Origin of the sequence: Streptomyces sp. NPDC058646 (assembly GCF_042716875.1) — a bacterium.
Taxonomy (GTDB): Bacteria; Actinomycetota; Actinomycetes; order Streptomycetales; family Streptomycetaceae; genus Streptomyces.
In genome coordinates this window covers 1-21,695 of sequence record NZ_JBHXRK010000041.1, presented here as the reverse complement: position 1 = coordinate 21,695, position 21,695 = coordinate 1, and the positions used below count along the sequence as shown (strand labels likewise).

At 69.0% G+C, this 21,695-nt stretch carries 22 protein-coding genes and 1 pseudogene; 13 read left to right on the top strand and 10 right to left on the bottom strand.

The window, feature by feature from the left end; genetic code table 11:
* Positions 1 to 27: 27 nt before the first annotated feature.
* The 4 genes from ACFWUZ_RS33255 to ACFWUZ_RS33240 form a co-directional block, all read right to left on the bottom strand.
* Positions 28 to 915, bottom strand: coding sequence for a hypothetical protein (locus tag ACFWUZ_RS33255; RefSeq protein ID WP_384381360.1), 888 nt, complete (start codon positions 913 to 915; stop codon positions 28 to 30).
* A 537-nt stretch (positions 916 to 1,452) separates the two neighbouring features.
* Positions 1,453 to 2,136: a response regulator gene (locus tag ACFWUZ_RS33250; protein ID WP_384381358.1), complete on the bottom strand. Its 684-nt coding sequence runs from the start codon at positions 2,134 to 2,136 to the stop codon at positions 1,453 to 1,455.
* A 221-nt stretch (positions 2,137 to 2,357) separates the two neighbouring features.
* Positions 2,358 to 2,480 (bottom strand): hypothetical protein, encoded by a 123-nt coding sequence (locus tag ACFWUZ_RS33245; protein ID WP_384381356.1) that lies wholly within the window; start codon positions 2,478 to 2,480, stop codon positions 2,358 to 2,360.
* Between the two features lie 62 nt (positions 2,481 to 2,542).
* Positions 2,543 to 4,525: an amino acid transporter gene (locus tag ACFWUZ_RS33240; protein WP_384381354.1), complete on the bottom strand. Its 1,983-nt coding sequence runs from the start codon at positions 4,523 to 4,525 to the stop codon at positions 2,543 to 2,545.
* A 601-nt stretch (positions 4,526 to 5,126) separates the two neighbouring features.
* Between ACFWUZ_RS33240 and ACFWUZ_RS33235 the strand changes: the two genes are divergently transcribed.
* From ACFWUZ_RS33235 to ACFWUZ_RS33215, 5 genes are all read left to right on the top strand, one after another.
* Positions 5,127 to 5,459, top strand: coding sequence for a DUF6233 domain-containing protein (locus tag ACFWUZ_RS33235; RefSeq protein WP_384381352.1), 333 nt, complete (start codon positions 5,127 to 5,129; stop codon positions 5,457 to 5,459).
* Between the two features lie 178 nt (positions 5,460 to 5,637).
* The gene (locus ACFWUZ_RS33230; protein ID WP_384381350.1) at positions 5,638 to 5,832 is read left to right on the top strand and encodes a hypothetical protein; all 195 of its coding nucleotides are present in this window, start codon (positions 5,638 to 5,640) and stop codon (positions 5,830 to 5,832) included.
* A 489-nt stretch (positions 5,833 to 6,321) separates the two neighbouring features.
* Positions 6,322 to 6,714, top strand: a complete 393-nt coding sequence (locus ACFWUZ_RS33225) for a hypothetical protein (RefSeq protein ID WP_384381348.1) — start codon at positions 6,322 to 6,324, stop codon at positions 6,712 to 6,714.
* A 468-nt stretch (positions 6,715 to 7,182) separates the two neighbouring features.
* Positions 7,183 to 8,397 carry an IS110 family transposase gene (locus ACFWUZ_RS33220; protein WP_384381346.1) on the top strand — a complete coding sequence of 405 codons (1,215 nt, stop codon included), beginning with the start codon at positions 7,183 to 7,185 and terminating at the stop codon, positions 8,395 to 8,397.
* A 170-nt stretch (positions 8,398 to 8,567) separates the two neighbouring features.
* The gene (locus ACFWUZ_RS33215; RefSeq protein ID WP_384381397.1) at positions 8,568 to 8,831 is read left to right on the top strand and encodes a DUF6207 family protein; all 264 of its coding nucleotides are present in this window, start codon (positions 8,568 to 8,570) and stop codon (positions 8,829 to 8,831) included.
* Between the two features lie 15 nt (positions 8,832 to 8,846).
* Here the strand turns inward: ACFWUZ_RS33215 and ACFWUZ_RS33210 are convergent, their stop codons facing one another.
* Positions 8,847 to 9,323: a hypothetical protein gene (locus ACFWUZ_RS33210; RefSeq protein WP_384381344.1), complete on the bottom strand. Its 477-nt coding sequence runs from the start codon at positions 9,321 to 9,323 to the stop codon at positions 8,847 to 8,849.
* Between the two features lie 199 nt (positions 9,324 to 9,522).
* Positions 9,523 to 10,125 (bottom strand): TetR/AcrR family transcriptional regulator, encoded by a 603-nt coding sequence (locus tag ACFWUZ_RS33205; protein ID WP_384381341.1) that lies wholly within the window; start codon positions 10,123 to 10,125, stop codon positions 9,523 to 9,525.
* Positions 10,126 to 10,240: 115 nt separating this feature from the next.
* On the opposite strand from ACFWUZ_RS33205, the gene ACFWUZ_RS33200 reads away from it, so the two are divergent.
* The 7 genes and pseudogenes from ACFWUZ_RS33200 to uppS all read left to right on the top strand — a co-directional run bounded on the left by ACFWUZ_RS33200 (position 10,241) and on the right by uppS (position 17,050).
* Positions 10,241 to 10,933 (top strand): SDR family oxidoreductase, encoded by a 693-nt coding sequence (locus tag ACFWUZ_RS33200; protein ID WP_384381339.1) that lies wholly within the window; start codon positions 10,241 to 10,243, stop codon positions 10,931 to 10,933.
* A 93-nt stretch (positions 10,934 to 11,026) separates the two neighbouring features.
* Positions 11,027 to 11,155: pseudogene (locus ACFWUZ_RS33195) on the top strand (aldo/keto reductase); the annotation flags it as partial.
* A gap of 348 nt (positions 11,156 to 11,503) precedes the next feature.
* Positions 11,504 to 12,508 (top strand): NADP-dependent oxidoreductase, encoded by a 1,005-nt coding sequence (locus ACFWUZ_RS33190; RefSeq protein WP_384381395.1) that lies wholly within the window; start codon positions 11,504 to 11,506, stop codon positions 12,506 to 12,508.
* A 592-nt stretch (positions 12,509 to 13,100) separates the two neighbouring features.
* Positions 13,101 to 13,529, top strand: coding sequence for a helix-turn-helix domain-containing protein (locus tag ACFWUZ_RS33185; protein WP_384381338.1), 429 nt, complete (start codon positions 13,101 to 13,103; stop codon positions 13,527 to 13,529).
* 965 nt (positions 13,530 to 14,494) lie between these two features.
* Positions 14,495 to 15,100, top strand: coding sequence for an ATP-binding cassette domain-containing protein (locus ACFWUZ_RS33180; protein WP_384381336.1), 606 nt, complete (start codon positions 14,495 to 14,497; stop codon positions 15,098 to 15,100).
* Positions 15,097 to 16,020: an ABC transporter permease gene (locus tag ACFWUZ_RS33175; RefSeq protein ID WP_384381334.1), complete on the top strand. Its 924-nt coding sequence runs from the start codon at positions 15,097 to 15,099 to the stop codon at positions 16,018 to 16,020. Before ACFWUZ_RS33180 ends, ACFWUZ_RS33175 begins: the two co-directional genes overlap by 4 nt.
* 184 nt (positions 16,021 to 16,204) lie before the next feature.
* The gene (gene uppS, locus ACFWUZ_RS33170; protein ID WP_384381332.1) at positions 16,205 to 17,050 is read left to right on the top strand and encodes a polyprenyl diphosphate synthase; all 846 of its coding nucleotides are present in this window, start codon (positions 16,205 to 16,207) and stop codon (positions 17,048 to 17,050) included.
* Positions 17,051 to 17,188: 138 nt separating this feature from the next.
* Here uppS and ACFWUZ_RS33165 read toward each other — a convergent pair whose 3' ends face one another.
* The 3 genes from ACFWUZ_RS33165 to ACFWUZ_RS33155 form a co-directional block, all read right to left on the bottom strand.
* Positions 17,189 to 18,025 carry a squalene/phytoene synthase family protein gene (locus tag ACFWUZ_RS33165; RefSeq protein ID WP_384381330.1) on the bottom strand — a complete coding sequence of 279 codons (837 nt, stop codon included), beginning with the start codon at positions 18,023 to 18,025 and terminating at the stop codon, positions 17,189 to 17,191.
* A 648-nt stretch (positions 18,026 to 18,673) separates the two neighbouring features.
* Entirely contained in the window at positions 18,674 to 18,832 is a 159-nt protein-coding gene (locus ACFWUZ_RS33160) for a hypothetical protein (RefSeq protein ID WP_384381328.1), read from the bottom strand.
* Between the two features lie 60 nt (positions 18,833 to 18,892).
* Positions 18,893 to 19,108, bottom strand: a complete 216-nt coding sequence (locus ACFWUZ_RS33155) for a chitin binding peritrophin-A domain-containing protein (protein WP_384381326.1) — start codon at positions 19,106 to 19,108, stop codon at positions 18,893 to 18,895.
* A gap of 1,181 nt (positions 19,109 to 20,289) precedes the next feature.
* Between ACFWUZ_RS33155 and ACFWUZ_RS33150 the strand changes: the two genes are divergently transcribed.
* Entirely contained in the window at positions 20,290 to 20,475 is a 186-nt protein-coding gene (locus ACFWUZ_RS33150; protein WP_384381324.1) for a hypothetical protein, read from the top strand.
* 154 nt (positions 20,476 to 20,629) lie between these two features.
* Here the strand turns inward: ACFWUZ_RS33150 and ACFWUZ_RS33145 are convergent, their stop codons facing one another.
* Positions 20,630 to 21,508, bottom strand: a complete 879-nt coding sequence (locus tag ACFWUZ_RS33145; RefSeq protein WP_384381322.1) for an alpha/beta fold hydrolase — start codon at positions 21,506 to 21,508, stop codon at positions 20,630 to 20,632.
* Positions 21,509 to 21,695 lie beyond the last annotated feature (187 nt).

The following is a 21,695-nucleotide window of genomic DNA, read 5'->3' as shown; positions in this document are numbered from 1 at the left end:
CCTCCCACACACGGTGAAGTTCCACCATCACGGCTGATACGACGCCCTCAGCACACATGCCACCCCACGCGGGCGCAGGCGGCTCGTTGCCGCCGACGGCGGCCATCCAGGGCAGGCCTCCATGGCGCGGGCGCGTTCTTCGGTGGCCAGGACGTCGATGGCGGTGTGCAGGGCGTCGGGGGCGGGTTCGTCGGTCAGGCAGAGCCAGCCGATCGCGGCGGCAAGACGGACTTCGGGGGCCTGTGCCCGGTCCTGCCACACCTCGCGGATCCACGCGGTGGCCGGTGGGTGCGGGTGGGCACGTGTGGCTTCTGCGGTCGCGAGAATCATGGCGGCCAGGACCATGGGGTCCTGCTCCTTGGCGAACCGGGTAGCGAACGCGGCTCGGACCGCATGGCCGGGGTCGGCTGCGGTGGCGAGAGCGTAGGAGGCGTCGATGCGCACGGCAGGGTCAAAGTCATCGAGGAGAGGCAGGAGCAAGGGGGTTCCGGCGGTGATCGCGGCTCGGGCAGCGGCCACCGACCAACCTGCCAGGTAGCCGGTCACCTCAACGCCGTAGTCGTCGTAGTCGTCGTGCCGGGGGCCGGGGCGGTGGAGGAGGAGTTCGGCGCGGGAGGCGACACCGAAGTAACGGGCGCGGGCCGGGGCGGCGAGACCCCCGAGGGCGGCGGTGCGGTGTGGATGGTGCGCGTCCGTGGCGATCCGGATCAGGAACGGGACGGCGAGAGCAGCGGCGGCCCGGCTGTCGTCGGCGCACATGCCGATCAGTACACCCGTCGCGCTACGTGCCGATCCGTCTTTGGTCCGCAGCAGGCGAACGGCCTCCCGGGCATCCTCCCCGTGAGGGAAGTTCCCCCAGGGAAGGCCGTCGAGGACGGCTCCGTCGATGGTCTCGGGCCGGATGGTCGCCGTCACAGCCCGGATGTCGAATGGGCCTCCCGCGAACGACGCCAGATCCGCCCCGTCCACCAGAGCCCTGCACATCGCGAACGTCGGATCGGTCCGCCAGTCCCCCACGCCGCACCCCCGCCGAATCCACCAGAGATTGGATCATGAGCGATCCGGACCAAGGAGAGCCACCGGGTAGTCAGGGCGCTGCACGCCGCAGACCATCCTTCCAGCCAGCTATCGCGCGCAGCCGCCAACTAGCGTGCTCAAGCGCCAACTATCGCGCACAGTCACAAGACGTACGGCAGGTGACCTGCGAGGCACTCGCACAAATAATCGAACACACGATGGAATGGAGGGATCCCGGCACCGAGGAGCAGCGCCATGACCTCCCCCGCCCCGGCCCCCGCCACCAGGCCGCCGATCTCCACGTGGTCCCCGTCGCAGACCGGTCCATGCTGTCGGTGACTTGTTAACTGCACCTTCTTCGACGAAGGCGCAGGCATTCACCGCGCATGGCTCCCCGTGCGCGGTGGTGCTGCTGTACGGGGCCGGAGCGAACGGTCAGGGTTCGAAGCGGTATCCCATGCCTGGTTCGGTGATCAGGTACCGCGGATGAGAAGGGTTGGCCTCCAGCTTGTGCCGGAGCTTTGCCATGTAGGCCCGCACGTAGGTGGCGTTGTCGGCGTATGCAGGTCCCCAGACCTCCACAAGCAGCTTGCGCTGGCCGACCAGGTGGCCGGGGTGGCTGACGAGAATCTCCAGCAGGTGCCACTCGGTCGGGGTCAGCCGGACACTGTGCTCCTCGCGCCGGACCTTCTTCGCGGCAAGGTCGATGGTGAAGTCTTCGGTGATGACCACCGCATGCCGGTCCGCGGAGCCGGGCATCGCCTTCCTTCGGGTGGCAGCGCGGAGTCGGGCGAGCAACTCATCCATGCTGAACGGCTTCGTCACGTAGTCGTCCGCGCCCGCTTCCAGGGCGCGGACCTTCTCCTGCGAGGTACGCCGGGCGGACAGGACCAGAATGGGGACTCCGCTCCAGCGCCGGATGCTCTTGATCACATCGACGCCGTCCATGTCCGGCAGACCAAGGTCCAGCAGGATGACGTCGGGAGTGCGTGCAGCTGCGAGCCGCAGCGCGTCGGCTCCGGTGCCGGCTTCCTGACACTCGAACTTCCGGGCCTGAAGGTTGATCTTGAGCGCGCGGACGAGTTGAGGATCACCCTCCACCACGAGCACCCGGGTCACGAGTGGGCCGCCTTTCCTTCGGTGCGGGCACGGGAATCCCTAATGATCTTCAAGGTGCTTCGATGATCAACATCCTTGGCCGGGCACGCACGGCCGCTGAGCCATCTGTGCCAGGCGCCGCTGAGGCCGTTGGCACAGGGGTTGATACGGGCACGGAGAACGAAGGCGTCACCGGTCTACGGGCGGTAGACCAGCTCCGTCAGGAACGCCATGATCAGGGTTCACACGCCGATGCCGAGCAACCACCACCATTCGGTGGCCGCTCCTGCTGTGATCATGGCGGTGGCGCCCAGTGTGAGGACGATGATCCTGAGCCGCATGCGGCGGTCCGGCGTAGAGCTCATGGCGTGCCTTTCGGTGTCCCCACCTCGGCGTCTTGGGAAGTGGCTGCGTACGGCTGCAGTGGTCAGCCGCCGACGTGGATGCCGGGGCGGCGGGCGGGGTCGGGTTCGTGTTTGCGGATGATCTCGCGGGTGACCGGGGCGGTGTCGCCGCGTCCCAGGAGGAAGTAGCGGACCATGTGCACCAGCGGGCTGCCCTCGGCCCAGGCGAAATAGCAGTGCGGCTGCACGCCGGTGGCGTCGCGCAGGGCCAGCAGGATGGCGGCGATGGCGTTCGGCGCGGCAGGCGCGGCCGCGCGCAGGATCCGGTAGCCGTCGACGTCGACTCCGTGGACGGTGAGGGTGTCGCTGAAGTCCGAGGGGTCGACCACGTCGATTTCGAGGAAGATGACGTCGGCGCGGCCGGGCACCGGGTTGACGCCGCGCTGTTCGCGTTCCTTGTCGCTGTACTCGGCGACATCGCCGGCCTGGCGGCGGTTGGCGATGATGTTGATTGAGTTGTCGTGGGCGAGGGTGTCGTTGATGAACTGGCGGGCGTCGGCGTCGAAGACGATGCGGTCGGCGCGCAGTTCGGTGGTGCGTGAGACGCGGGAGATCAGCGACACGATGATGATTCCGGCGATGAAGAAGGCGGAGATGACGATGCCGTCGGGCTTGTCAATGATGTTCGCGACCAGGGCGTAGAGCAGGACGGCTGTGAGCAGGGCGAAGCCGACGGTGGTGGCGCGGCGGCGGTGGCGTGCGACGGAGACGGTGACGGCGAAGGCGCCGGAGACCATCATGGCGAGGATGCCGGTGGCGTAGGCGCCGGCCTGTTCGTCGACGTCGGCGTTGAACGCGATCGTGATGGCGATGCACAGGACGGTGTAGACGATCACGACCGGGCGGACGGCGCGTCCCCATTCGGGGGCCATGCCGTAGTCGGGCAGGTAGCGGGGAACGATGTTGACCAGGCCCGCCATGGCTGAAGCACCTGCGAACCACAGGATCAGGATCGTGCTGATGTCGTAGACCGTGCCGAACGCCTCTCCGACATGTTCGTGGGCCAGCCACGCCAGCGCGCGGCCGTTGGCGGCGCCGCCCGGCTCGAACAACTCGTGCGGGATGAGGAGCGTGGTGACGAAACTCGCCGACAGCAGGTAGACGCTCATGATGAGCGCGGCGGCGGTCAGCAGCCTGCGGGTGTTACGGATCCGCGAGCGCAGCCGCTGCTCCGCGTCGGCTCCGTCGGCGGCGACGAGCGGCATCATGCTCACGCCGGTCTCGAAGCCCGACAGGCCCAGCACCAGCAGCGGGAAAGCCAGCAGCGCTGGGCCCACCAGGTCACCGAAGCCGCCTCCGCCCGCTGAGAGGGCGTCGGTCCACGCCGACCAGGCCCCCGGGGTGGTGAACACATGGGCCAGGCCGATGCCGATGACGACCGCGTTCAGGGCGAGGAAGATGGCGACCAGGGGGATGGCGACGCTGACGGCTTCGCTGAACCCCAGCAGGAACACCCCTCCGAGGACCAGCAGCAGCGCCACTGTGAGGGCGACTTCGTGGCCGTGCAGGGCGGCGGGGAAGAAGGGGTTCTCCACCACGTGCACGGAGGCGTCCGCGGTGGAGAGGGTGATGGTGATGATCCACGAGGTGGCCACGAAGCCGAGGAGGATCAGGACGAACAGCTTGCCCCACCAGAACGGCAGCAGGTCCTCGAGCATCGCCACCGACCCGGCGCCGTGCGGGCTCTCCTTCGCCACCCGCCGGTACATCGGCAGCATCCCCAGCAGCGTCAGCGCCACGATCAGCAACGTCGCCAGCGGCGAAACGGCCCCTGCGGCAAGGGCGGCGATCGCCGGGACGTAGGCCAGGCTGGAGAAGTAGTCGACGCCGGTCAGGCACATCACCTTCCACCACGCGTGCGGCTTGGCATGCCCTTCGCCCGCCGCCGGCCCCACCGGCTGCACCTGGTGCCGCAGCATCCACCGTGCCAGCCCGCCGGACGGCTGAGCCCGCAGCGCAGGGCTGTCCACCACCTCCGGCATACCCGCCTGATCCGCGTCCCTCATATCCCCCATCAACCTTTCCCGGCCCGTCCAGCGCACCCACATAACGGCCACCAACTCAGGGCCTCACGACGATCATCGAGTATGGCCCTGCCGCCGACGCGGACCCGCACCGGACAGCCCAGCCCCATTACCCGCCCTGCTCTTGTGCCCTACGCATCACCCAGCACCCCGGCTAGGATCCCCAACCTCAACAAGCCACGCAGTAACGGGCAAAGCACCGATCAGGGAACCATGCCACCGCCCCCATGCCCCGTGCCCGGAGGACACCACAGCACTTCTTGCCAACTCCCAACCCCAAAAATCCTTACGCATCCCTAACGCCCGGCATGGCACACAGCGAAGACTCCTCCTGTCCCCCGTAGCGGGGGCCCGGAACAACCCAGCGCCGCAACCAGGCTCTGCCTCCAACGGGGCTGCCCCGCCCAGGCTCGGCGGATGATGGCGGACACCTGACAGAAGCGCCGCCAACGTTCGTCATCCCCGTCCAGGATCGGGTGAAGTGCAGAGAAGCCACGCTCCGACGTGCCGGTACGGGGTGGGAGCGCCGCCCTTGTGTGCGGCGTGCAAGGAAGCGCGGCGGGCGCAGCACGGGGGCTGAGCCGTGTCCGTCCTGCCGCCCGACCTGCCCCGGCTGCGGACTCTAGTCACCTACCTGCGCGGTGAACTCGGCCGGGCCGAACAGGCGCTGGCCGTCGCCGAGGAACGCGAGGCCCTCGAAGCCTCCAGACGACCCCCGAAGGAGCCGCCCGCATGGCTGGTCGAGCGCGGGATCGGATCTGGCCGGCTCCCGGCCCGCGTGCACACCGGGGACTGCTGGGACACCGGCCACCGCTGCGCCCCCGCCGCCGCAGAGCAGATACGGCGGCTGCTGGCCGCGGGCGTGCCCGCGTGCGTCCACTGCCGACCAGACACCGCCTTGGGAGTGCTGGAGTGAGCGGGTACCGGCAGGTGGAGGGACGAGTCCTGACCTGCGCGTGGTGTTCTACCCGCCCGACCACCAAGGCGGGCGCCGGGTGCGCTGCGACGGTGAGATCCTCGGCCCCGCCGACCTACTCGAGTTTCTGCGGCGAGCCGGCCTGGACCCCGACGTCGTCCGGCTGGACGATCGCCTGATGAACGAGTTCCCACTGACGAACGTGCCGGCGATCCGGGGCTCGCGCAGCGAGATGGCCGTCCTGCGCATCGCGACCTCGCTGGCCGGGGCCGCGCCCCTCAACCTCAAGGCGGCGCTGGGCACGCTGGACGAGACGGAGCTCCGCCTCGTCCAGGGGGCGATCACGGAAGCGGCCACCGGCGAGGAAGGCTGACCCTCCCGGCGGCAACGGCGCTGGATACCGGGGTGGCAACGGGCACGAGCTGCGCGTTATCCACCCCGGGCCCCACTCGGTCGGCAGCGACGCCTGTGTCCCTTTGTCCTCTCCTGTGGCCCTGCCTGTGTCCCAATTTGTGCTCTCGTGAAGCCGCAGACCAGGAGGCCTTTTGTGGCGAACGGGGAGGATGGCCGGGCCTCGCCCGTTCCCCGGCTCTCCCGTCGGCGCTCCGCCCGCTGCCGGTACGCGCTCAGCGCGCCCTCCTTCGTCTCCCCCACCTGCTACCAACCTCTCCTGTAGTTGCCGCGCCCGGCGGCTGCGGCCGCTGCCGTGAAACGCAGCCTGACCTGCGAAGCGGACACCGCCGCCGACAGGAGTCCTCCACCAACACGCGGTCGACGTCGCGGTCGCCGTGCCGGCGGACCTGGTGCGGGGCGTGATCCCGTACGCCGGACAGGCCCGGGTGCTGGCCGTAAGGATGGTCGGATGAATTCACAACTGCGGTTCACGGCCCGGTTCAAGGACCCCGCCCCGGACGCTGACGAAGACGACGTGGTCAGCCAGCCGGTCGTGGGGTGGCGGGACTCCGACGGCGCGGCGATGGTCCTGGACCGGACGGCCGGGCGCGTGGTGGCGGCAGCGGAGCAGCCCGGCTTCACGGAGATCGAAACGGTGGCCGACGAGCAGCCGCTCGGAGTCGTGCCAGGCACCGGATGGTGGGTCCGCAAGTCCGAGGAGGTGCACATGGGCAAGATTGAGCGTCCGGTGGCGTTCCTCGTGTACTCCACGCACGTCGTGCCGGTGGTGACCGTGCATCCTGCCGGTGACTTCCACGGGGAGGAGTGGCGGAGCAGCGGATGGAGCCTGCACGCGGAGTAGAGCTGCGGTGCCCCCGGGCCGTGGTCCGGGGGCACCGAACTCTCGTCGCCGGCGCCGACCGGCAGCGGCCGGCGCTCGCCGAGTTGGGGGGCGGCTGTCTTGGACGGGGTTGGCCGGCCCCGGGGGAACGGCGGGAAGTGGCCCCACCCCGCTCACCCCGGCCATAGACGGCCCTTCTCGCAGGTTGAGCTTGTGCGCGGCCCCCCCGTTATGTTTTCGCGGTCCTGCAATGGGGCCGCTGGCCTCCGGGCCCGGTATGACTGTGTCCCCTCTGTCGAAACGGATGACCTGGGGGGTGGTGTCGCCGGGCCTGTGGGGTGCCGTCGGAGACGCTGATGAGAGACCCGGCCACCGCCCGGCCTGGCGCAATGCCAGGCAGATGAGTGGGCGGCAGGTCTGCGTAACGTGGATGCGCGAGCACGGTGCCACCGCCAAGGCCGGCACGGTCAACACCTGCGGAAGGGTGCGATGTTAGACACCGAAGGCATAGGCGTCTTCCTCGGGATGGACGTCGTCGAGACCTCCCACTTCGGTCATGGGCTCACCCCGGCCGGGAAGAAGGTCTTCGACAAGCCGATGCCCAACAGCGAACCGAAGCTGCGGGCCGTCTTCGACAAGCTCAAGGCGAAGTTCGGCACCGTCCTGGTGATCGTGGACCAGCCCGCATCCATCGGCGCCCTGCCTCTGACGGTCGCCCGCGACGCCGGCTGCCAGGTCGCCTACCTGCCCGGACTCGCGATGCGACGGATCGCCGACCTCTATCCAGGCGAGGCGAAGACCGACGCGAAGGACGCGGCTGTGATCGCGGACGCGGCCCGGACGATCCCTCACACGCTACGTTCGCTGGAGCTGACCGACGAGATCACCGCCGAACTGACCGTCCTGACCGGCTTCGACCAGGACCTCGCGGCCGAGGCCACCCGCACTTCGAACCGGATACGCGGTCTGCTGACCCAGTTCCACCCCAGCCTCGAGCGGGTCCTGGGCCCGCGGCTGGATCACCCCGCCGTCACCTGGCTCCTCGAGCGATACGGATCCCCGAACGCTCTGCGGAAAGCCGGCCGCCGCAGACTCGTCGAGGTGATCCGTCCCAAGGCCCCCCGCATGGCGGTCCGGCTGATCGACGACGTCTTCGACGCCCTCGACGAACAGACCGTCGTGGTCCCGGGAACCGGCACCCTCGGCGTGGTCATCCCGTCGCTGGCCCGCTCGCTCGCCGCGGTCCACGACCAGCGTCGGGCCCTCGAAGCCCAGATCAGCACCCTTCTGGAGGCCCACCCTCTTCACCCGGTCCTGACCTCAATGCCCGGAGTCGGCGTCAGGACCGCCGCCGTCCTGCTGGTCACCGTCGGCGACGGAAGCGGCTTCCCCAGCGCCGCCCACCTCGCCTCCTACGCCGGCCTCGCCCCCACGACCAGGTCCTCCGGGACCTCGATCCACGGCGAACACGCACCCCGAGGCGGAAACCGGCAGCTCAAACGCGCCATGTTCCTCTCCGCCTTCGCCTGCATGAACGCCGACCAGGCCTCCCGCACCTACTACGACCGGCAAAGAGCCCGCGGCAAAACCCACACCCAAGCCCTCCTCCGCCTCGCCCGCCAACGCATCAGCGTCCTGTTCGCCATGCTCCGCGACGGAACCTTCTACGAATCCCGAACCCCTACCGTGACTCTCGCCGCATGACCGCCCCCAAACAGCCTCAAACCCGGCGCCACATCCTTGACGAAGGACATAGCCCCCCCGCGACACGGGGGGTGAGTCCCCCCATCCCTGCGGCAGCACCGGCTCCGTTAAACCGCTGGGGGCCGGTCCGGCCGACCGGGCAGACCTGCCTCTGGTTCGCGCACGTGCGGATGAAGCTCGACGAGAAGCACATCGCGGAGCCCGGCCTGGTCGTGCTCGACATCACCGGCAGGGACGAGGACACCGTCCGGGCCGTCATGACCGCGCTGGAGGAGCGCTGGGCAACCTCGGGCATCGGCCCGGTGCGCCGAGATCCCGGTGAGCCCGGTGTCCGGGCCCGGATCTACGCCGACGTCCTGCGCCCGGGACGGGACGGCCCGGGAGAGGAGCCTGGGCAAGCCCCCGCACGGAAGGGCCTGCCCAGAGTCGCCTAAGGCTTACCCAGGCGCTCAGGGTTGCTCGGCCTCGACTCCCCACAGAGGATGCGCACGCCCGGAGCCGTAGCAGTGGAAGCAGGGTCCGTCGCCGGAGGTGCTGTGCGCGTCGACGGTGTCGACGGCATCGCGCAGGAGCCGGGTGAGGCCGTCGACGTGGCCGGTGTGAAGGGCGAGCTGGTGGCGCTTGCCGAACATGATCTCCAACGCGGTCCCGGGCTCGGCAGCGCCCAGTTCGTAGGTGATGCCGCGGGTGACTGTGGTGATCAGGTCGTGGAGGTGGCCCATCGTCTCCCCGCCGGACAGCTCCACTCGCGCAGTGAACCCGATGTCGCCGGGCCGGGTGAGGGAGAGGAACGCATCGGGGCGGTCGAGGGGTACGAGGTGGCCGACGGGATCGACGTGGGTCCCGTGGAGGGAAGCGAGGGCGTGCCGCATGTCCCCCGGGAGGCTCGGTACGAGCCCGGTGTTGTTCTGCTGGTGTCGTCTCATGACTCCGTCGTACGACCGCCGAGGAGGCGTAGGGCGGCTCCGGGCCTCCACATCCCGGACGGTGACGCCACGACTTCGGGAGCCGTCCCGCCACGTGATCCGGACGCTGGGCAAGCCCTCCGAGTCGAGGGCTTGCCCAACAGATCGCGGGTGCGGCCGGTGCGCACACGCCGCGCGGCGCCCGATGCCGGGCCCCCGGTCAGTCGGCTTCCGTCAGGGCCGCGTGCGCGGCGGCGAGGATCTCCTCGGAGAGCGGGGAGCCCTGGGTGGCCCGGGACAGGACCAGAGCACCGACCAGGGTGCACAGCCGGGCGAGGCCGCGCTCGCCGCCCCCGACGCCCCCGACGCCCTCGCCGCCCCCGACGGCCTCGGCGGGGGCGAGGAACGCGGCGAAGTCGGCCACGCCCTCCGCGTAGGTACGGCGCGCCTCGCGGCCTTCGGGTCCGCGCGCGATATCGGTGGCGAGAGCCGCGACCGGGCAGCCGTCCGCCGCGTTGTCACGGTGTTCGACGGAGAGGTAGGCGTCGATCAGGGCCCGCTGAGCGGCATCCCGCTGCCCGTCGTGCCGCTCGAGCCCGGCCGCATTGCGCCGTGCGATCTCATCGAAGGCGTGGGCGGTGACCTCATCGACGAGCGCTTCCTTGGAGGCGAACTGCTTGTAGAAGGCGCCGTGGGTGAGGCCGGCCGCCTTCATGAGATCGGCGACGCTGACGTGGGTGCCCTGCTCCCGGAACAGCCGCGACGCGGTGTCCACCACCCGCCTGCGATTTTCCTCCGCCTGCGCCTGCGATACGCGGCCCATGGCCACCTCCCGTTTGGATGTCGATTGGCATCTATCATAGCCCTGTGTTTAGATTGTGCTTGCAATCTAATTGACACGGGTGCTCCGACGGCGCCTGTGAAGGACAGGAGCGAGCATGGAACTCAAGAACGCGGTCGCGGTGGTCACCGGCGCCAACCGGGGCCTCGGGCGGCACCTGGCCGCCCAGCTCGTGGCGCATGGCGCCAAGGTCTACGCGGCGGCCCGCCGTCCCGAGACGGTCGACCTGCCGGGCGTCCGCCCACTGCGCCTCGACGTGACGGACCAGGAGTCGATACGGGAGGCCGCCCGCATCGCGTCGGACGCGACGCTTCTGATCAACAACGCGGGCGTCTCCACCGGCGCGACGCTGGTCGGCGGCGACCTGGACGAGGTACGTCGCGAGATGGAGACCAACTTCTTCGGCCCGCTCGTCGCCACACGAGCCTTCGCTCCTGTCATCGAGGGCAACGGCGGCGGCGCCGTACTCAACGTCCTGTCCGCCCTGTCCTGGTTCCACCCGGCAGGCCTCGGCTCCTACGCGGCTTCCAAGGCCGCCGCCTGGGCGCTGAGCGACGCGACCCGTGAGGAGCTGGCACCGCGCGGGATCACCGTCTCGGCGCTGCACGTCGGTTACATGGACACCGACATGGCCGCCGGCGTGCCCGCCGATCAGAAGGTCGCCGCCGCCGACGTCGCGGCCCAGGCCCTTTACGGCATCGAGACCGGCCTGCCCGAGATCCTCGCCGACGAGACCAGCAGGTACGTCAAGCAGAGCCTGTCCGCGGCGCCCCAGCCGAACGCGGGCTGACGCTCACCCCCTCCACCACGGCACGACGGCCTTCCAGGCCCCCTTGCGCAAGGACTTCTCATGCGTTAAACGGCCTTCGGCCGCAAGACCGGACTGCGCGTCTCCGAGTACGCGCTCGGCACCGCGAACTTCGGCACCGGCTGGGGCGCCGGCGCCGAGCCCGACGAGGCCCGCCGGATCTTCGACCGGTTCGCCGAGGTCGGCGGCACCTTCCTCGACAGCGCCGACAGCTACCTCGCAGCCCTCGACGTCCAGCTCACCGACGAGCAGTACGCGCGCCTCGACAAGGTCAGCGCCATGCCGCTCGGCGTACCGCACGAGGGCGTCGCGGGCTCGCTGGGCCGCCTCCAGGGCGGCGACGCGGGCAGCGTCATCGCCCCGGTCGTGCCGGTGGCCTGAGCCCGGAAACACGGCCGCCGCAGGGCTCTCCGCGCAGGCACTGGCCACTGCCGTGCCGACGCGGAGCGCGCGGACCAGAAGACACCACAAACCATCTCGTAACGAGACAAACCTCTCACGGACAGAACACCCCTCCCGCTTGGACGGGAGACCACACGAACGGAGATGACGATGAAGGCCTTCATGGTCGAGAAGTACGGTGACGCGTCCAACATGCGTGCCGCCGAGATACCCGAACCCCAGATGGGCGCCGACGACGTCCTGGTCAGGATCGACGCGGCGAGTGTCAACCCGCTGGACATGAAGATCCGCGACGGTGACCTCAAGCAGATCCTGCCCTACCGTCTCCCGCTCGTCCTGGGCAACGACCTCGCCGGGACCGTCGTCCGCGTCGGATCGTCCGTCACCCGCTTCGCGGTGGGCGACGAGGTCTGGGCGCGGCCCGACAAGGACCGCATCGGCACCTTCGCCGAACTCCTCGCCGTCCACCAGGACGACCTGGCGGCCAAGCCCGCCACGCTCACCATGACCGAGGCCGCCTCCCTCCCCCTGGTCGCGCTGACCGCCTGGCAGGCCCTGGTCGAGCGGGCGAACGTCCAGCCGGGCCAGAAGGTCCTCATCCACGCGGGCGCCGGCGGCCTGGGGTCCATCACCATCCAACTGGCCAAGGCACTGGGCGCGCACGTGGCCGCCACCGCGAGCACCGCCAAGATCGACCTCGTCAAGGACCTCGGCGCAGACGAGGTCATCGACTACCGCACCCAGGACTTCTCCGAACTCCTCACCGGCTACGACCTCGTCCTGGACTCCCTCGGCGGCGAGAACCTCGCCAAGTCCCTGCGCATCCTCAAGCCCGGCGGCCTGGCCATCTCCGTCGCGGGCCCGCCCGACCCGGCCACTGCCCGCGAACTCGGCTCGAACCTGGTGCTCCGCCTGGGCATCGCCGCGCTCAGCGCCAAGATCCGGCGCCAGGCCAAGCGTCTCGGTGTCACGTACTCCTTCCTGTTCATGAAGGCCAGTGGCGACCAGCTGCGCGAACTCACCCCCCTCATCGACGCCGGGAAGATCCGCCCCGTCGTCGACCGAATCTTCCCCTTCGACGAGACCCTTCAGGCCATGGAGTACGTCGAAAAGAGCCGCGCGAAGGCCGGCAAGGTCGTCGTCTCCATGACGTGAACCCAGGGCAACGGCCCTGCCGGACACCGAGAACGCCGCCCGCCACAACGAGAAGAACCCGCCCCACGCTCCTTTCTCCCACACCAGGACCCGATCACGAACGCACCGTCCAGCTCCCCCACGCCCACCCCGTCGTCGTACAAGAACGCGCCGACCCGCGCCGTGTCCGTGCACGGCGCCTACGGTCCGGACGACAACTTGCCTGCGAAGAGTGCGGATCACGTCAGGAACGATGCGAATTCGGCGACAGATGTCGCGCTCAGAACTTCACGAAAGGGCAGGTCGGGACGGAAGGATGACGACACCTATCGTGCTCAGTCTCAGCCGACTGACACCGGGCAAGTGCCGCCGCCCAGCGGCGACCCCTGACCGTGTGCCCGGCGGGAACGAACGGCTTCAGCGTCAGAGCGTGGTCGGGGCATGATTCCCACCGTGCATGAGGACGAGAACCATCGCGGGCGCTTGCGGTACATGCTGACCGAGACAGAGCACGGCCACGCTTGGGGCGTCTGCGTTACTGACTTCGGCTCGTCAGGGTGATCTTTCGCGAAGTTCCTGATGCAGCTGGGGTGCTGGTTGTATTTCGTGGTGTGTGAGGTATGCGGATGGGGGTGGGCTGACCGCTGCGGGACGCCGACGCCGGGAGGCGGTACGGATGCAGGCGGCCGGGTTGTTCAGGCAGAAGCTCAAGCCACCGGAGGTAGCGCGGAGGCTGCGGGTGAGCCGGAAATCGGTCTACCAGTGGCATCAGATGTGGCGGGACGGCGGAGTGCAGGCTCTGGCCTCCAGCGGTCCGAGCTCGCACCTCTCCCACGCCCTCGGAGACCAGGCCAGCCTGGGCTCCAAGCCTAGTCAGGACGGCCGGGCCGTCTGCCACTCGGCCAGCCTCAGCGCCCGCACCAGGGTCCAGGCCACGTCATCGCAATCACGCTCCCTGCAACAGCTCAGCCGACAGCCGCTGCAGGACCCGCCCCGAACGAGGGCACATCCTGCACGCTCACGTCCAGGCGCAGCCGCTTGAAGCGGAGCGGGTGCCGGAAAACACCCCGAGCACCGGCCCGATCCGCGCTGACCTCAGCCACCAGCTCCGGACTGACCACCGTGACATCGAGGACGTCCCGGGGCCCCATGCGGCAGTGAACCGGGCTCCCTCCCACGGGTGCCCGGGGCCGGCTGCGGCCAGGTGCTCCGCGACCTGGCGGGCCTGACCAGCCCGCCAAGGCACCGTGCGACCGATAGGGCGCAGGCGGCCGGCCTGGTCGTGGCGGCCGAGGATGAGCAGCTGCGGGCGGGTGAGGGTACTGGGTGACCGCGCCGATGATCCCTTCCCTGATATTTGAGTGAGTTCAAGCGACTCACAGGCGTGGTAGATGGACGAGTGGCGGCTGGTATTCGTGCCGGATCCGGAGCGATGGGGGCCACTGCCGGAGGAGGGGATGCTGGGGGTCCGAGACCTCCCGGCCGCCTTGGAGTCGGTGGGGCTTCGGCCGGGCGATCCGGTATTTGTACGGCCTGATTTCGTCGTGGACGCAGAGTTGCTGCAGTTCGCTCTGTCACCCGAATTCCGCAGCCTGGAACGGGAATCGCGTCGGAATTACGCGACGGGACATCCGTCTGCTGCTGTCGTGGCTTTGGCGGCGGGGAGTTCCCTGGCGGTCAGCGACCGGCGCAGACTTGCGGGCGTACAAGCACAGGCTGATACAGGACACGGGGCTCCCAGCGTAGAAGCGCGTGGTCTCGGGGCTCGGAGCAACCGGTCACATGACACTGGCCAGCGAATGTATCTGGAGGGCGCGCCGTTCCGCCTCGAGTATCCGGTGAACCTGGCGTAGGAGACGCTTTTCGAGGTCGCCGTCGAAGGTCCAGCACGCCGCGGGCATAGGGGTGCCTCGGTGGTGTGCGGTGTCGTGGTCCATCCGTGTCGTTCCTGCAGCGTCATCGTTGTGGCGTGTATACGGGGTCGGTTCGAGTGCCGGGGAGGCAGGCGTGGAGGTCGAGGACGTGCACCATGCCTACGGTCGGCGTGCGGTCCTGAGGGGCGTTGACTTGCGGCTCGAAGCCGGGGTGCTGTGTGGGATCGTCGGGGAGAACGGTGCGGGCAAATCAACACTGTTGAAGATTCTTTCCGGTGAGTTGCGGCCCGCCCGGGGCGTGGTCCTTCATGGGGGCCGGTTTGGTTACTGCCCGCAGCACGTGGTCCTCAACGACGCGCTCACCGTCTGGCAGCATTTGAGGTTCTTCCAGAGGGCCTACCGTCTGGCAGATCTGCGGTATGCCGAAGAGGTCATGGACGTGCTCGGGTTCGCCGACTATGCCAGTGAGCGGGCCGGGGTGCTCAGCGGCGGGACGCGGCAGAAGCTGAACGTGACGCTGGCGTTGATGCACGATCCGCAGGTGCTGCTGCTGGACGAGCCCTATCAGGGCTTCGACTGGGACACCTACCAGCGGTTCTGGGATCTGGCCGTGCGGTTGCGGGATGCGGGACGCTCTGTCCTGGTCGTCTCCCACCTGGCGTACGACACGGAGCGTTTGGACGAGCTGTGGCGTCTGGACGGCGGGGTACTGTGCCCGGACCAGGTGGTGGCCGCGTGAGGTCTCACCTGTCCCGCTTCGCTCTCGCGACCGGCTTCGCGTTGACCGAGCACGGCCGCAATCGGTTCGCCATGGTCCTCGTGGTCCTGTTCGTCCCTCTGTGGACGACTCTTGCCTACCTGGCGATGCCCGAGACCCCGGCCCCCATGCAGCTGCATGCCACGGGCGAGAGGCTGTCCCCCCGCGGCAACGAGCTGACTGAGATCAGCGGCGCCCTCAACGCGGTCACCCTGATCACCGGCTTCATGATGTTCGCCGCGACCTTCTCCGGCAGCCTTTTCGACCGCCGGCTGGCGATGGCCGGCTACCCCCGCGTCCACCTCGTCCTGGCCAAGGTCACCGCCCTGGCTCTGATCTCGGCTGCCGTCGCTGCCTACGCCACTGCCATCACCTGCCTGGCCTGGACACCCCGACAGCCCTTCCTGCTGGCCGCCGCCTTGTTCACCGCCGGGCTCACCTACGGCGCTCTTGGCGTCGGCTTCGGCTCTGTGCTGCGTCGGGAGGTCGAGGGCATGTTCGCCATCGTGATGACCAGCATCATCGACCTCGCACTGCAGAACCCGATCACGAGCTCCGGAGCCGACACCCCGATCATGCGCTACCTGCCCTCCTACGGAGCCATGCAGGCCAGCACCGCGGCGGGATTCTCCAGCAACCCGGTGCCGCGTCACCTGGTCATCCAGCTCACCTGGTTCGCGGGAGCCGCCCTGATCGCCCTGATGGCCTTCCGCCGCGGCACCCGCAGCACCCTGCCCGCAGCCGCACTGACCCCTGTGGCTGGGCGAGGAAGCGGCAACGCCGGTCTTCCCGTGCCGCGCCAAGAAACCGCGCCAATGCGCGCGGAACCACAACTCACCCCCGTAGTGCCTCACGCAGCCTCGCCTGCGCAACAGGGCCGAGCCGCCGGGCCCGAGCACTGAACATTGTCCAAGCGGCGGGCGTGCGCACGGATTCTGTCCCACACGCCTCACCACCGGCGCACCGGGGGTGCGTGTCCGCCATCTGGGTCAGTCGTTGCACAAGTGGAGTGCGGATGGCCGGGGACGCTGGCGTGCCGCCGTGCCGTCCCTGCTTCGCCAGCCATTCGCTGAACAGGAGGATGTCGTGACCTTCGCTTCGGGGCCGCAAGTGCCGTCGCAGGAGATGCCTGCCGGTCCTCGTCCCGCCCGCGAGCTGCAGGCGCCCGCCGATGCGACCCCGGTTGCCGAGAGCGCGACGCCGGCGCATGTGGCGTGCATCATGGACGGCAACGGCCGCTGGGCGCAGCAGCGCCGTCTGGAGCGGACCGGTGGGCATTCCGCCGGTGAAGCCGCGATCGTGGCCGCGGTGCAAGGCGCTCACGACATGGGCATCAAGTGGCTGACCCTGTTCGCGTTCTCGACCGAGAACTGGCGCCGTCCGCAGGCAGAAGTCGACTACCTGATGCGGTTCAACCAGCGGGTGATCCGTAACAACGCCCCGCGCTGGCACAGCATGGGCCTCCGGCTGCGTTACCTGGGCGCGCTGGACGCCCCCGTGCCCGACTTCGTCCGCGAGGACATCACACGGGTCCAGGACCTCACGGCCGCCAATACCGGCATGACGCTGACGATGGCCTTCAACCACGGCGGCCGACGTGATCTCGTCAACGCGTTCCGCTCCATGATCGACGCTGGTGTCCAAGCCGCTGACGTGAACGAAGAGCTCCTCGCCCGGCACATGCAGCAGCCCGACCTCCCGGACGTGGACCTGCTGATCCGCACCTCGGGTGAGCACCGTCTGTCCAACTTCCTGCTGTGGCAGATGGCGTACGCCGAGATGTACTTCCCTCCCGTCCTGTGGCCCGACTTCCGCGCCGAGCACCTGGCCCAGGCCATCGCGACCTATCACAGTCGGCAGCGCCGCTATGGAGCCGTCACGGCCGAATTTCTCGTGCAGCAGCACGCAGGCGCGGCTGTCGCCCAGCACTGACCGAGCCCAGCCTCACAGCGGACGGGCCCAGGCTTCGTCCGGTGTTTCCGCTGTCTGATGCCGGCCCCTGCGGATGCGGGCAGGGCCACATTCCCCCCTCCCGCCCGCCTCAGACGGGCAGGCGGGCGGGGGGCTTGGTTACGGGGAAGGGGCGGGTGTGTTCGTCCTGACGTCCGTGGGAGCCGGCTGACCGGGCAGCTCCGGTCGGCGAGAGCGGGCCAGCAGCCGCAGACACGCCAACGGGTCATCCCGGACCGGCCGACGCGTGATGGCGGCGCCCATGGTCATGACCCTGTCCAGGCGATGGTGGTACAAGCCGAGAAGGCAGCGCACCACCGGCCGATAAGCATCGGGCACCTGGTCGATCGTGACCTGGGCCGCAGTGAGCGAGGCCCGTGCCAGGCCCGCTGTCGCCGAGATCAGAACTCGCACACCGGGGGTGTCCCGGCCCGCTTCAAGATCGGCACGGCTGACACCGTGACGGTCGAGGTCGGCCATGGGCAACGCCAGGCGCCCGCTCTGCAGGTCCTCGGACAAGTCGGTCAGGAAGTCGACGCGCTGAAACCCGTCAGCGATCAGCCAGCAGGAGTCCGCGAACACCTCATCGGCCACCAGGCGCGGCATCAGCCCCGTGCTCACCATCACCCCGGGCCACGTCAACGTCTCGATGTACCGCTGGTAGTCGGCCTCGTCAGCGAACCCGGGGAAGTCCAGATCGATGCGGGTACCTGCCAGGTACGCATCCACCCAGCGGCGGGGCAGTCCGCACGCCTGCGCGGAATGCAGATAGGCCCGCAGCAGAGGATGGCGGGAAGTGCCGGAATTCAGAGCCCTCTGCACATGACCCGCCCAGGTCTCGAACCGCTTCAAACGGCTGGAGGCAGCCCCCCGGTCACAGATGTCATCGGTGAAAACCAGCAGCGCTGTCCCGGCAGCGGCATGGGGTTGAAACTCGGGCGGCGTCAGTAGTCGCATCGCACCCCACAGAGCAAACTCCCGGCGTCGCAGATACCGGTCAGCTGCCGCGTAGTCAGCTCGCAGTCGAGGCTCCCGCACGCAACTCATGTCCAGACAGCGTCGCCACGAGCGCAAACCAACCCCTGAAAAGTGAGATGACCAAGAGAGAGCAACCGACTACATAAAGTACCAGCGCGTGATGCGTGCGTGTGACGACAGAGTGATCTCGGCGGCGAAGGCACCCCCTGGCTCTTCGTCGCGCGGTGTTCGACAGCCGGGAGGAGTGGCACAAGTCCCAGCCCCGCAACTCCGGTGTGACCTCCTGGGCCAGCCGGCGCTTCCCGGCCCACGATTCGGTCCGCGCTGACCTCCGCCACCAGCACCCCGGCGAACCAGGACCCCGGCCAGAACGCCGCGGAGCCCCCTGGCCTGCCGTTTACCTACTGGCCTCCCTGCAAGGCCATGGCCGGACCTGGGATCGGCTCCACCAGAGTCTGACCTGGGGCGGGGTCTGCGAGACCACGTCGACGAACTACCCATCACCGAGAGGCGTGGGCGTCGGCGGCCGGCTTTCATAACCGCTGGGCTGGACGAGGCAAGGCCCCGTCCTCCGCAACTGCATGAGAGCAGAAATGCAGGACGGGCCTCGGTGCGTTCGAGCGGTCTCTACTTGGCGTCGGCTTCGGGCTCGGTGCCGTCGGGCGTACCCACGGGGACGCCGAGTTCGCCGGGCTGCTCAGTCGTGATGCCGCCGATCCGCATCATCCTCTCCAGTTCCCTGTCATACGCGGACCTGGGGGTTGCACTCTCACCGGTGTCGCTCATCGCTTCCTCTTTCAGGTGGGTCGCCCGCCAGGGTGGTGACGGCCAAGGGGTTGCGGCGAACTACGCTTCCCGCAGGGGCGGCCAGCCCTCAGGCGGGGCCCAGCCCTCCGGGGCGGTGTAGCCGGAGGGCATCTGGTACGGATGGACACACGCCTGGAGCTCCGGATGGAAGTAGGTCCCTCTGCCGCACTGGAAGTCGAGCCGGTTTCCGTCGCCGTCAAGGCGCCAGAACCTGGTCGGATCGTCCTCGTTCGGATTCAGCGTTTCATCAGCCATAACCGCAGTCTGCACTGGTCCCCTGAGCTCTGTCCGCGACGTGGCGAACTTGGTGATGGTGAGATGGGATCAGAGAAACGGCGGGCCATGTCCTGCCTTGCTGAATGCCGCCGACTCCATCGCCGCTACGAACGCAGGCCGAACACTTCCTTGGTGTCGTCGCCATAGCCGCGACCCTCATCTGACACGGCGCTCACGAACTGAGACGTCGTCTCCTGATGGCCCAGGCTGACGCCAAGCCCGGCCGCGCTGGGGCCTTTGACCAGCACAACACGCCTTGGGGGCAGCGCCTAGACCTAGACGCGCGTGCGAGAGTCTGGGGTCGGCGGAGCCGCAACCGGGCACCGGTGCGCAGGGGGATGCCGAGCGGGGGTCCGAAAGCCGACGCAGGTCACCCGCGAGCAGCTGGGAGGAGACTCCCTCCAGACACAGCTCGGACAAGGCCCACCGCGGTGTTGTACACCGTGCCGAACGGCTCCTCCACAGTATCGAAAATGATGTCGAACCCGTCGGCCGGATCGGCACTCTGCCGTGATACCTCAGGCCGGGCCTGCGCTTCGGCAGCACTGGCCTGAGCGATTCCGGCAGTCGCCAGGGCGCCCGTGAGGATCACGGTGGCGATGGTGCGCTTAGTAGGACTCATGTCTGCCGTAACGATCACAGCGGTCCAGGGACACTGAAGGCGAGGCCATCGGGCACACGACCACGTCGATTGCGATGCTCTCCTGGGCGTCACACGGCTCCAGATGCGGCAATTCCAACTCGCAACCATCTCTCCACGTCGCCAGCGCACCACATCCGGTGGAGCAGAGCGCGGGTACTCACCGGTCGTGTGAGTAGCCGGACACCCGCCGGCCGGCCGCCGTGCGCCGGCCGCGGGTGCCGCTTCGATGATCGTGCCGGCGGGCGCTGTCACCGGGGCGTCTGGCGCCGGCTCTCCGGGCGGAGGATCGTCCGGTGGGCACGGGCCGCCGACCGGCGGCGGCCCGGTCGGCGGCCCCGGTACGAGCGGGCCGGGGGGAGGCGCGCATGACCGCCGCGGAACAGCTCAAGTGGGCGGCCCTCTTGCGGTTCGACCAGGAGCGGGGGCTGGAGGGCCGCCGGCACGACGCGGAGGCCGCCGGCCGCAGGGGGACGACCGGGCCCGGGCCCAGTACCTCCAGGAGGTCGCCCAGCTGGACATGCTGCCCAGGCTCTGGGAGTTCGGGGTCCCGCTCACCGAGGAGGAGTACCAGAACGCGGGGCAGGTGCGGTCGTGGATGACCCACGAGCAGGCGGCGGCGCGTCACGAGGCCCTGTCCCGGTACCTGTCGCCGGGCTGGAGCCGGGACCCCCACATCCGGTACTTCTGGTCCCCGGACGGCTAGCCAGGGGGTGTGCGCGGCTGTCGGCTTCGGGGACGCTGTGCGGGACCCGCCACGGCCGGTTCTTTCCGCGCGAGCCGGCGCCCTCCGCGTGGTGACCGACACCGAGCGACCTTGCGCCCACTGGGCCCCGGCCGACGGCTGGGGGCCGTGCGTATCAGCCGAAGAACTGCATCAGTTCGCGGGTGAGGTCTTCGGGGCGTTCCTGGGAAAGGTAGTGGCCGGCGCCCTTGAACTCCACGTAGCGCACGTCGGCGGCTTTGCCGTCGAGGAGGGCGGGGACGAAGCCGAAGTTCATGCCGCCCAGGCCCAGGACTGGCATGGTCAGCTGGTTGTAGGTGCGGGCGTCTTCGATGTCGCGCCCGAAGGTCTGGTACCAGGCGTTGGAGGCGCGGACCGCTCCGGGCTCCTCGTAGGCGGCGGCGTAGATCTCGCGGCTGGTCTCCTCGATGGCGTCGGGGTCGAGGGCTTCGAGGCCGATGAGGTAGTCGATCAGGAGCCGGTAGCGGCCGGCGAGGAGCTTTTCAGGCAGGTCGTCGACCTGGTTGAAGGCGAACCACCACAGGTGCGGCTGTCCGGGCTGGGGCAGCATGCGCATCTCGTTGAAGACCTCCCCGGGGTGGCCGACCTCCCACAGGGCGAGCTTGCTGGTGGCTTCGGGGTGGTTGGCGGCGAAGGCGTAGGCGACCATCGAGCCGATGTCCTCGCCCGCGATGTTGACGCTTTCGTGCCCCAGATGGCGGACCAACTCGTAGATGTCGCGCGCCATCGTCTTTTTGTCGTAGCCGCTCTCGGGCTTGGCCGAGTCGCCCATGCCGCGGTAGTCGACTGCGATGACCTCGTACCGCTCGGCGAGGGCGGGCATGACCTTGTGGAACTGCCACCAGGTCTGAGGCCAGCCGGGCAGCAGCACCAGTGGCTCCCCGCGGCCGCCGGTGACGTAGTGCAGGCGGGTGCCGTTGACGTCGGCATAGCGGTGCTCGAACCCTTCCAGAGCAGGTCCGGCCGGGGTAGGCGTGGGGGTGGGGGTGGTCATGTCGTGTCCTTGCCTTTGCCCGATCGGGGAGTCCGGGCGGTGTTGAACGTGGGGGGGGGTGGGGGGCCGGGGCCCCCCCCCGGGGGGGGGGGGGGGGCCCCGGGGCGGGGGGGTTTTAAAAGAGCACAAGTTGGAGATATCCACGAAGAAGGGTGTATGGGTAAGAGAGACGCCCGCCACGGTGGGA

Coding starts and splice junctions, on each gene's coding strand:
- ACFWUZ_RS33150 (WP_384381324.1), top strand. CDS start 20,290: ATGCTGCCCAGGCTCTGGGAGTTCGGGGTCCCGCTCACCGAGGAGGAG.
- ACFWUZ_RS33230 (WP_384381350.1), top strand. CDS start 5,638: ATGAACGAGTTCCCACTGACGAACGTGCCGGCGATCCGGGGCTCGCGC.
- ACFWUZ_RS33155 (WP_384381326.1), bottom strand. CDS start 19,108: ATGGCTGATGAAACGCTGAATCCGAACGAGGACGATCCGACCAGGTTC.
- ACFWUZ_RS33160 (WP_384381328.1), bottom strand. CDS start 18,832: ATGAGCGACACCGGTGAGAGTGCAACCCCCAGGTCCGCGTATGACAGG.
- ACFWUZ_RS33165 (WP_384381330.1), bottom strand. CDS start 18,025: ATGCGACTACTGACGCCGCCCGAGTTTCAACCCCATGCCGCTGCCGGG.
- ACFWUZ_RS33215 (WP_384381397.1), top strand. CDS start 8,568: ATGAAGCTCGACGAGAAGCACATCGCGGAGCCCGGCCTGGTCGTGCTC.
- ACFWUZ_RS33145 (WP_384381322.1), bottom strand. CDS start 21,508: ATGACCACCCCCACCCCCACGCCTACCCCGGCCGGACCTGCTCTGGAA.
- ACFWUZ_RS33240 (WP_384381354.1), bottom strand. CDS start 4,525: ATGAGGGACGCGGATCAGGCGGGTATGCCGGAGGTGGTGGACAGCCCT.
- ACFWUZ_RS33245 (WP_384381356.1), bottom strand. CDS start 2,480: ATGAGCTCTACGCCGGACCGCCGCATGCGGCTCAGGATCATCGTCCTC.
- ACFWUZ_RS33200 (WP_384381339.1), top strand. CDS start 10,241: ATGGAACTCAAGAACGCGGTCGCGGTGGTCACCGGCGCCAACCGGGGC.
- ACFWUZ_RS33210 (WP_384381344.1), bottom strand. CDS start 9,323: ATGAGACGACACCAGCAGAACAACACCGGGCTCGTACCGAGCCTCCCG.
- ACFWUZ_RS33220 (WP_384381346.1), top strand. CDS start 7,183: ATGTTAGACACCGAAGGCATAGGCGTCTTCCTCGGGATGGACGTCGTC.
- ACFWUZ_RS33205 (WP_384381341.1), bottom strand. CDS start 10,125: ATGGGCCGCGTATCGCAGGCGCAGGCGGAGGAAAATCGCAGGCGGGTG.
- ACFWUZ_RS33225 (WP_384381348.1), top strand. CDS start 6,322: ATGAATTCACAACTGCGGTTCACGGCCCGGTTCAAGGACCCCGCCCCG.
- ACFWUZ_RS33190 (WP_384381395.1), top strand. CDS start 11,504: ATGAAGGCCTTCATGGTCGAGAAGTACGGTGACGCGTCCAACATGCGT.